Below are 7,617 nucleotides of genomic sequence, written 5' to 3'. Positions count from 1 at the left end.
CTTTAATAACCTAGCGAATAAGATAAAGCTTTTTGCAAACGAAATTTTCGATCCAAATTATAAGAAAAGAGAGACATCCTTAGGTCGTTTAAATAGGTTGCTTCTGGAAGTCCAGGCTTAAAAAATCCCGAACACCTATGGCGTCACAGTAAGTATTGCTTGTCGACAATTACAACCCCGTCTCCCAAATCCCACCCAGCGGCACCGCCAACCCCGGCAACAGATCCTCGTCGCGCAATTCAGCCGGGTGATCGAGACAAACCGGTTCCGCTTCCGGCGTATAGCGCCACACCTGCCGCTGCTCGGGCAGGATCAGCCAGCCGAGACGCACCCCGTTGTCGCGCCATTCCCGCATCTTTGCGTGGAGCGTCTCGGGGGCGTCGCTCGGCGAGGCCAGCTCGATGAGCGCATCCGGCGCCAGGGGCAGAAACTGGCGTTTCTGCGGCGCGCTGAGTTCGGCCAGACGCACACGTTGGACCCAGGCCAGATCCGGCGAGCGCATGGCGCCATTGGGCAGCAGGAAGCCGGTGGAGGAATCGAAGACCCGACCGCGCCCGTCGGCGGCGGCCCAATTCCCGACGTGGCGATTTAACTCGGAGTTTCTGGCACCCGTTTCGGCGCCGGTCGGCGACATGATTTCGAGGTCTCCCTGTGACGTGCGTTCGATCCGCAGTGCGCGGTTGGCCTGACAGAGCGCGAACAGCCAGTCGTCATCGCGTGGCATCTCGGACGGGAGTTGTAGATCGATTCGGCCCGGCGTCGGGACGGTCGCTTCTGGGGTCATCGTCCCGGCGGCAATCCGAGGTGGCGGCACGGGTGTCGTTGAGATCAGAGGTTGGGAGGATGGCATGAGGATCATCCGCTGCTGCTGGTGGTGGGTGGAGCCTATCAGAGAACAGGCGATTCTTCGCGGCGCTCGCCCCGCAGTAAAATCAACGAGAAATTATCCGGCGCACCGGCCGAGAGAACCGCCTCCCGGTAACGGATCGCCTGCTCCGCCACCGACCGATCCGCCCGATAGAGCGCGGCCAATCGATCATCGCCCAGGGTGTCATGGACGCCATCGGTGCAGAGCAGGAAGGTGTCTCCCGGCACCCAATCTCCCTGCCGCCACTGCACGGCAAAGTCCTCTTCCGCCTCGTCAGCGATCAGCATATGTTCCAAATCGTTGTAAAGCTGCCCGACCGACTGATCCGGGTCGATCTCGCCGCGCTCGATCATGGATTGACGATAGGTGTGATCCTTGGAAAGTCGCTGCCAGACGCCATCGGCGCCGATGCGATACACCCTTGAGTCGCCGACATTGACCACGCTGAACCGGGCGTCGCGCCATTGCAGCAGGGCCAGGGTGCTGGCCGCGCCGTGGGTGCGGCGGTCGTGGGCCAAACGGCGGCACAAGTGCGTCTGGACATGCTGGCGAATCAGCCGGGGACCGATCCAGCCGTCCTGCAACCGATCGGCCCGCGTCTGGTCCGCCGTCCGGAGCGACTCCAGCACCGTGCGGCTGGCCAGCTGCGGGACGGGGCTGATCGCGACCCCATCGGCCAAGGCACAAAGCCCTTCCGACCGACTCAAGGTCAGCGACGTCACCGGCGCATCCGGGGATTGCGCGATGTCGCCGGCGACCAGCAAGGCATCCTGCTGAATGCGCGCGAGCCGTCCCCGGTGCTGAGTGGCGGCCAGATGGATGGCGTTCGTCATGGGCGTTTCCGCAGGCAATACGCGCCGCTGGCGGACCAACCGGAGGGACAGGACGCACCGCGCTTCGGCACCGCTGGCCGCGCCTGCTGACCCGCCAGGCAGTAGGCGCCGCTGGTCGTATATCCGCTCGGACACTGGCCGCGTTTCTCCAGGGCGACACGGGCCTTCGGGCCAGGGTTGCAGTACTGACCGCTGGCGGTGTAGCCGCTCGGACAGGAGCCGAGCTTCGCCAGAGGTTGCGGGGTCAGGGTCGCGTCAGCGGGGCAGACCAAGGGGAGCAGGCTCAGGGCACCAAAGCAGTCAATCCCCAACCAACGGCGACGAATGGATAACAGAAGCATCACAGGTCTCCTTCACAGATGAAGCCGAGTGTGACAGACACGCGCGACAGAGTATGTCGCAAAAAGACTGGGGTGGAAGAAGATCATAAGATCGCTGTCCCAGTGCGTCCTTGTGAGGGTTATCATAACCACCATGCATCGCAAGCAAGTCATCAAGCGGCTGGAAGCGGATGGTTGGACGCTGCGGGGCGTCAAGGGTAGTCATCATGTGTTTACGCATCCCAGCAAACCCGGTCACATCAGCGTACCCCATCCCAAACAGGATTTAGGCGTGGGTTTGGTGCATCAATTGCTGAAACAGGCTGGACTCAGCGACAGGAGCGGCTCATGAAATTCATCATCGCCATTGAACCTGGCACCGAAGCGACGGCGTTTGGGGTCGTCGTGCCCGATTTGCCCGGCTGCTTTTCGGCGGGGGATACCCTGGATGACGCCATTGACCAGGCACGGGAGGCGATCGACCTGTGGTGCGAGACCGTGATTGAAGACGGCGGCGATCTTCCGTCCGCCAAGACCTTGACGGAACATCAAGCCAATCCTGATTTCGCGGGCTGGATTTGGGCGGTGGTCGAGGTGCCGGTGGAGCGCTATTTCGGCCCGGCGGAAAAACTCAACATCACCCTGCCGCGCTTGTTGCTCGCCAAGATCGACGATTACGCCCGCGCGCATGGCGCAACCCGATCCGGGTTTCTGGCCGAGGCCGCGCGGGCGGCGATGCGATCCGGCGCGGACCTTCGATAGCGGCACCTCGTGATTTTCAAGGATCTCCAGGAGGAGAATGGGGAGGATGCCGCGCCGGATGTACGCGACAGCCTCTGTCGCAAAAAATGGGAGAATGGGGCGGAGCCAATTCCTCATCGGAGAGAACGATGCCCCAGAGTCTGGTTCGCAAGACCGGCGTGGTCCCTGTGTTCTATCGTGCGGAGTTTGTCGTCTCCGGCTACCGCTTCGATACCACGCGCAAGGCCCAATGGATCGCCGATTCCCTGATCGAGACGCCGATTCCCGCTCTTGAACTGGTCGAACCGGCGTTACTCACGCGCGAGCCGCTCCTCGCGGTTCACGCTCCGGACGATGTCCAGGCCATCGAGACGGGCGAGCCGCGCAGCCTGGCCGAGTCGCAAGGGTTTCGTTGGGATGCGGGGTTGTGGCCGATGCTGTTGGCGTCCCATGGCGGAGCGGTCGCCGCCGCGCGGGCGGCCTTGGACGTCGGGGTCGCCGGCTCCTTGTCCAGCGGTTTTCACCACGCGGCCTATGGGTATGGCGACGGGTTCTGCACCTTCAACGGTCTGGTGATCGCGGCGCACGCGGCACTGGCCGCCGGGGCCAGATCCGTGCTGATTCTGGACCTCGACGCGCATTGCGGGGGTGGAACCGCGTCTCTGATCGTAAGCGAACCGCAGATCCGCCAACTCGATGTTGCCGTCGACCGCCACGACCGTTATCCGGAGACCGCTCAGGCGCGGTTGGTCATGGTCAAGCACAGTGCCGATTACCTCCCGACCATCCAGCGTCTGCTCGATGCGCTGAACGGCGACGCCTTCGACCTGTGCCTGTACAACGCGGGCATGGACCCCTTCCAGCACTGTGCCATCGGCGGACTGGCCGGCATCGCCGAGTCGATGCTGGCCGAACGCGAGCGGTTGGTGTTCGATTGGTGTCAGGGTCGCGGGTTGCCGATCGCCTTCGTCCTCGCCGGCGGCTACATTGGCCAGCGCCTCGACCGGCGCGGACTGGTCGACCTCCATCGTCTCACCTTGTCCGCTGCGGCGCGGATCGCGGGACTCGCTAAGTCGAGTGTTCCCTCGCCGGGATGAACCGCCGGCTGTCAGCGATCCAATGGCGGCGTATTTTTCTCGATGACGAGCGACCAACGCCCGAGGGCTGGATCCGCACCTCTTGGCCGGCGGAGGTCATCGCCTGGCTGGAAACGGGGACCGCGCAAGCCGTGAGCCTCGATCATGATCTCGGCGACGACGCGCGCGGGACCGGCTATGACGTGATCTGCTGGATCGAGGAAGCCGTGGCCTTGCGCGGCTTTGATCCGCCGGTCATCACCGTGCATTCGGCCAACCCGTCCGCGCGGGCCAAGATGCTGGCGGGGATTCGGTCGATCGAGCGGTTGGCGACTCGTGGCGGGCTTGAGTCGCCATGATCTCAGCCACGACCAGATCCATAGAAACCGATCATGCTTCGCGCCGACGAAACGGATCGACGGTCTACCGAGTCATGGCCGGGAACCGCCATAGGCATGAACGAAGGCGCGTTGTGTCGGCGTCTCGGGCACCGGGATCGTGCGTTTCAGCGAGACCAGGCGCATGGCTGGCTCGGGTTCCATCCCGCTGGCGACGAGCAGGCAACTGGCCACCAGACCCGTGCGCCCGATGCCGCCCCGGCAATGCACGGCCAGATGTTCCCCAGCCCGCACCTCGTCCAGGAGTCGCGCGACGAGTCTCGCCAGCACGGGCGGTTCCGGCACACCCCTGTCGCGGATAGGAACGCGCTCGAAGCCGATGTGGTGTGCCGCGCAGACCTGGCGTTCCGCCTGCAAGTGCAACTCGGCTTCCTCCGTCTCCTCCAACAATGAGAGCACCTTGGTCACGCCCAGCCCCCGGAGTTCGCCGATGTGCGGGCGCAGCCAGGGCGCGTAGGGTGCGGGCATGACGGAGAGGGCGCCCGTGTCGATGTTTATGACGTGGAAGATTGGATACCGCATCGACGCTCCCGCCTGCCATTCAAATACTTGTCTATTTATGCAAGTACAAGAATAATCACCCGCATGAAGACGCTCAAGTTCATCGGTTCCAGTCTGGACGATCTGCGCGACATGCCTGCCGCCGCGCGGCGTGCTTTGGGTGTCGAGCGAATGACCGTCCAGCATGGCGGCGAACCGAGCGACTTCCAAAAAAAAACCCAGAAGACCGCAAAAGCCGATATCGGCCTAGCGGCTAAACGCTACCAACTGATTGGAGAGGAGTCATGAGCGCCCACACTGATTCATCCGTGATTCCGCAGGATGTCGATCCCAGGGAAGGCGACGCGCGCATCATCGACAGCAGCGGCAACGTCTTCGTCGACCTGGGTTTCGATCCTGCCGAAGCCGAAGTGCTGAAGCTGCGTGCCGAGGTGATGATCCGTACCGCCGAGCAGTTGAAGGTACGGGGTTGGACGCAAGCCGAGGCCGCACGACAGCTTGGTATTACCCAGCCGCGCGTCTCGCGGCTGATCAAAGGAAAAGTGGAGGACTTCAGTCTGGACATGCTGCTGACACTGGCGACGCGCGCTGGACTACGCCCGGAATTGCGGCTGACCGTTCAGTAGCTGGGCGAGGAACGAACCTTAGCGCCACCATGGAAGATGCTGGGGTGCACACTTGTTCGCTCCAGCCGGGCTACCGCCGTCCCGATTCGAGAGATGGTTGCGCAGCAAATTTCAGGATTGCACAAATCAAGTCAGCTAAATCGGGGTTGGTACAATGCTCGGCAATCGGGCGCGGCAGAGGAATCTCCGCGCCGTCATCCGTCCGCCCTTCCAGCTTCACCATCAGCAAGCCTGGTTTCGTCGCCGCTGGCATCGTAGCAAATATTGAAGAAACTGGCGGCGCATGTGCTGTCACTGACATCCCCCGCGCTCCACAAGGCGGAACAGGCAGGGGAATTGATCGAGGGACGCGATGAGAAAGACCAAATCACCAATAGAAGTGGGAAATCGGCCAGAAGCGGCCAACGGGAACCGCCCTGAAGTTGCTTCACATCGTCCAGAAACGCGGGCTAGCAGCCTGTCGGACTTGAGCGTTCGGATTGGCTGAAAAAGACAATCAAGAGGCTATTTTCCTCGAAAATAGCCTTTTTTCGGCAAAAAAGGCATTTTTCCTACGAATTTCCCTTACTGCAGGCGCAAGACAGCCATGCGTTTGAGGTTCCACGCCAGGCAGACCAGGTTCCATTCGTTGCGCACGTTGTCCAGACCGCGCGTGAGAAACTGACGAAATCCCATCACCGATTTGATGATGCCGAACACCGGCTCGACGGTCTGCTTGCGCAGGGCATAAGTCGCACGGCCCTTGGGGGTCCGGAGCCGATGGACCATTCGCTCAACGGGCGTGGCCTCGGGTGGCGGAGCCGGCGGATTCGCGAAGCGCTCCGACCAATGGGGATGGTGTTCGTCGCGTTGGATGGCGATCAGCGGTTCGATGCTGGCGCTTTCGCAGGCGACCACGTTGGCCTCACTGAAGAAGCCGGTGTCGGCGGTCAGTTGCTTGGGCGGGGGAAGGTCTTCGGGAAGCGCGGCGAGGCGCTCCAGCATCGGGGCGATCTGTTGCTTGTCGTTGGTCGCCTGAGTGACCTGCGGAATGACCACGAGCAGGCTGGCGGTATCGACCAGCGCTTGGGCGTTGTAGCACTGTTCGAAGCCGCCACCGGCGACCGGCATGATGCGGGACTCCTCATCCGTGAGGTTGATCTGGTCGTTGGGACGCGGACCAGGAGTCGGTGGCGCGGGCGGTTTGCCACTTGGTTTGCGGCCACTGGCGGTTGCTTTGGCCGCCCGAGCGGCGAGTTTGGCCTCATGGCCGGCCTGCTCGCGGGTAAAGCGTTCCGCCGCCCGGGCTTCGATCTTGACCTTGGCGGCGGCGATGGCGGCCAAGCGATCCTCGCGGCGTTTGAGTTCTTCGGGCAGGCTCATGCCGTCGGGGAGGTTGGCGCCATCGGCCGCTTCGGCCAACGCCAGCAGTTCCTGGACCTCGGCCTTCAGTTGCACTTCGAGCGCTTCCGCGTGCCCATACGACAGCGCGCTGTGGCGGCTGGCATTGGCGTGGATCTTGGTCCCGTCCAGACTGACCGTGCCGAAGCGGCTGAGCTGGTTCTCGCGCGCGACCTGCAGCACCTGGACAAAGACCGCTTCGAACTCCTGGGCGAAGCGCTGGCGGAAGGTCGCGAGGGTATCGTGGTCGGGATGGCTGTTCGCGGCGATGAAACGAAAGGCCAAGGAATCATACGTGGCCCGCTCGATCTTGCGGCTGGAAAAGCAGCCGGTGGCATACCCGTAGATCAATAGCGACAGCAGGGTGGCGGGGTGATAGGGCGGACTGCCGCGCCCAGCATAGGCCCGCTCCAATTCGCTCAGGTCCAACCCTTCCACCACCTCGACGACGTCGCGCGCCAGATGCCCTTCGGGCAGCCAATCCTGCACCGACGGTGGAAGCAGAAAGTCGACATCACGCAGAATCGGACGGAAGTGGCTCATCGGCTCAGGCATCCCAGGGGTGATGCTCTACCGGCGGCAGTGCCGCGCGGCACCGGGAAAGTCCGACAGGCTGCTAGGAGGCTGTCCGACTTGTCGGCCCAGCCTTCGGGTACAATAGGGCTGGGTTCGCATCGACGAGAGTAAGCAGCATGGCGGTGAACTTCGTAACGATGGATCGGGAGACGCCGGTCCTGTTCCCGGCGACGGTGCAGGAGTACCTGCCCGAAGATCATCTGGCGCGGTTCGTGGTGGAGATCGTCGATCGGCTCGATCTGAGTCAACTGGTGGCGGCGTACGCTGGCACCGGCTCGCGGCCCTACCACCCGGCGAT

The 7,617-nt window shown here is 62.9% G+C and carries 12 protein-coding genes and 1 pseudogene; 7 read left to right on the top strand and 6 right to left on the bottom strand.

Features of this window, described 5'->3' with window-relative positions; genetic code table 11:
* Positions 1-169: 169 nt before the first annotated feature.
* The 3 genes from QZY07_RS07980 to QZY07_RS07970 are packed head-to-tail and all read right to left on the bottom strand — an operon-like array spanning position 170 to position 2,042.
* Entirely contained in the window at positions 170-850 is a 681-nt protein-coding gene (locus tag QZY07_RS07980; protein ID WP_295401389.1) for a Uma2 family endonuclease, read from the bottom strand.
* Between the two features lie 38 nt (positions 851-888).
* A complete protein-coding gene (locus QZY07_RS07975) occupies positions 889-1,701 on the bottom strand; it encodes a protein phosphatase 2C domain-containing protein (RefSeq protein ID WP_295401388.1) in 813 nt (270 codons plus the stop codon).
* A complete protein-coding gene (locus QZY07_RS07970; RefSeq protein WP_295401387.1) occupies positions 1,698-2,042 on the bottom strand; it encodes a hypothetical protein in 345 nt (114 codons plus the stop codon). Before QZY07_RS07970 ends, QZY07_RS07975 begins: the two co-directional genes overlap by 4 nt.
* 133 nt (positions 2,043-2,175) lie before the next feature.
* Between QZY07_RS07970 and QZY07_RS07965 the strand changes: the two genes are divergently transcribed.
* From QZY07_RS07965 to QZY07_RS07950, 4 genes are all read left to right on the top strand, one after another.
* Positions 2,176-2,373, top strand: coding sequence for a type II toxin-antitoxin system HicA family toxin (locus QZY07_RS07965; RefSeq protein ID WP_295401386.1), 198 nt, complete (start codon positions 2,176-2,178; stop codon positions 2,371-2,373).
* A complete protein-coding gene (locus QZY07_RS07960; protein ID WP_295401385.1) occupies positions 2,370-2,783 on the top strand; it encodes a type II toxin-antitoxin system HicB family antitoxin in 414 nt (137 codons plus the stop codon). Before QZY07_RS07965 ends, QZY07_RS07960 begins: the two co-directional genes overlap by 4 nt.
* Before the next feature lie 128 nt (positions 2,784-2,911).
* The gene (locus QZY07_RS07955) at positions 2,912-3,859 is read left to right on the top strand and encodes a hypothetical protein (protein WP_295401383.1); all 948 of its coding nucleotides are present in this window, start codon (positions 2,912-2,914) and stop codon (positions 3,857-3,859) included.
* A complete protein-coding gene (locus QZY07_RS07950; protein WP_295401382.1) occupies positions 3,856-4,197 on the top strand; it encodes a cyclic-phosphate processing receiver domain-containing protein in 342 nt (113 codons plus the stop codon). Before QZY07_RS07955 ends, QZY07_RS07950 begins: the two co-directional genes overlap by 4 nt.
* A 72-nt stretch (positions 4,198-4,269) precedes the next feature.
* Here the strand turns inward: QZY07_RS07950 and QZY07_RS07945 are convergent, their stop codons facing one another.
* Complete coding sequence (locus QZY07_RS07945) at positions 4,270-4,704, bottom strand: hypothetical protein (protein ID WP_295401381.1); 435 nt, start codon at positions 4,702-4,704, stop codon at positions 4,270-4,272.
* Between the two features lie 117 nt (positions 4,705-4,821).
* Between QZY07_RS07945 and QZY07_RS07940 the strand changes: the two genes are divergently transcribed.
* Positions 4,822-5,025 (top strand): hypothetical protein, encoded by a 204-nt coding sequence (locus tag QZY07_RS07940; protein WP_295401380.1) that lies wholly within the window; start codon positions 4,822-4,824, stop codon positions 5,023-5,025.
* The gene (locus QZY07_RS07935; RefSeq protein ID WP_295401379.1) at positions 5,022-5,363 is read left to right on the top strand and encodes a helix-turn-helix transcriptional regulator; all 342 of its coding nucleotides are present in this window, start codon (positions 5,022-5,024) and stop codon (positions 5,361-5,363) included. The genes QZY07_RS07940 and QZY07_RS07935 overlap by 4 nt, the downstream gene beginning before the upstream one ends.
* Positions 5,364-5,433: 70 nt before the next feature.
* Here the strand turns inward: QZY07_RS07935 and QZY07_RS07930 are convergent, their stop codons facing one another.
* Together QZY07_RS07930 and QZY07_RS07925 are read right to left on the bottom strand one after the other, a co-directional pair.
* The gene (locus QZY07_RS07930; RefSeq protein WP_295401378.1) at positions 5,434-5,664 is read right to left on the bottom strand and encodes a hypothetical protein; all 231 of its coding nucleotides are present in this window, start codon (positions 5,662-5,664) and stop codon (positions 5,434-5,436) included.
* 263 nt (positions 5,665-5,927) lie between these two features.
* Complete coding sequence (locus QZY07_RS07925; RefSeq protein WP_295401377.1) at positions 5,928-7,286, bottom strand: IS1182 family transposase; 1,359 nt, start codon at positions 7,284-7,286, stop codon at positions 5,928-5,930.
* Positions 7,287-7,456: 170 nt separating this feature from the next.
* On the opposite strand from QZY07_RS07925, the pseudogene QZY07_RS07920 reads away from it, so the two are divergent.
* A pseudogene (locus QZY07_RS07920) lies at positions 7,457-7,617 on the top strand (IS5/IS1182 family transposase); the annotation flags it as partial.

This window comes from uncultured Thiocystis sp. (genome assembly GCF_903866365.1).
Lineage (GTDB): Bacteria > Pseudomonadota > Gammaproteobacteria > Chromatiales > Chromatiaceae > Chromatium.
This window is presented reverse-complemented; position numbering and strand designations above follow the sequence as displayed.

Bases quoted from the DNA above. Each gene is read 5' to 3' on its own strand.
- QZY07_RS07975 (WP_295401388.1), bottom strand. From the start codon at position 1,701: ATGACGAACGCCATCCATCTGGCCGCCACTCAGCACCGGGGACGGCTC.
- QZY07_RS07935 (WP_295401379.1), top strand. From the start codon at position 5,022: ATGAGCGCCCACACTGATTCATCCGTGATTCCGCAGGATGTCGATCCC.
- QZY07_RS07965 (WP_295401386.1), top strand. From the start codon at position 2,176: ATGCATCGCAAGCAAGTCATCAAGCGGCTGGAAGCGGATGGTTGGACG.
- QZY07_RS07940 (WP_295401380.1), top strand. From the start codon at position 4,822: ATGAAGACGCTCAAGTTCATCGGTTCCAGTCTGGACGATCTGCGCGAC.
- QZY07_RS07955 (WP_295401383.1), top strand. From the start codon at position 2,912: ATGCCCCAGAGTCTGGTTCGCAAGACCGGCGTGGTCCCTGTGTTCTAT.
- QZY07_RS07930 (WP_295401378.1), bottom strand. From the start codon at position 5,664: ATGTCAGTGACAGCACATGCGCCGCCAGTTTCTTCAATATTTGCTACG.
- QZY07_RS07970 (WP_295401387.1), bottom strand. From the start codon at position 2,042: ATGCTTCTGTTATCCATTCGTCGCCGTTGGTTGGGGATTGACTGCTTT.
- QZY07_RS07980 (WP_295401389.1), bottom strand. From the start codon at position 850: ATGCCATCCTCCCAACCTCTGATCTCAACGACACCCGTGCCGCCACCT.
- QZY07_RS07925 (WP_295401377.1), bottom strand. From the start codon at position 7,286: ATGAGCCACTTCCGTCCGATTCTGCGTGATGTCGACTTTCTGCTTCCA.
- QZY07_RS07950 (WP_295401382.1), top strand. From the start codon at position 3,856: ATGAACCGCCGGCTGTCAGCGATCCAATGGCGGCGTATTTTTCTCGAT.
- QZY07_RS07960 (WP_295401385.1), top strand. From the start codon at position 2,370: ATGAAATTCATCATCGCCATTGAACCTGGCACCGAAGCGACGGCGTTT.
- QZY07_RS07945 (WP_295401381.1), bottom strand. From the start codon at position 4,704: ATGCCCGCACCCTACGCGCCCTGGCTGCGCCCGCACATCGGCGAACTC.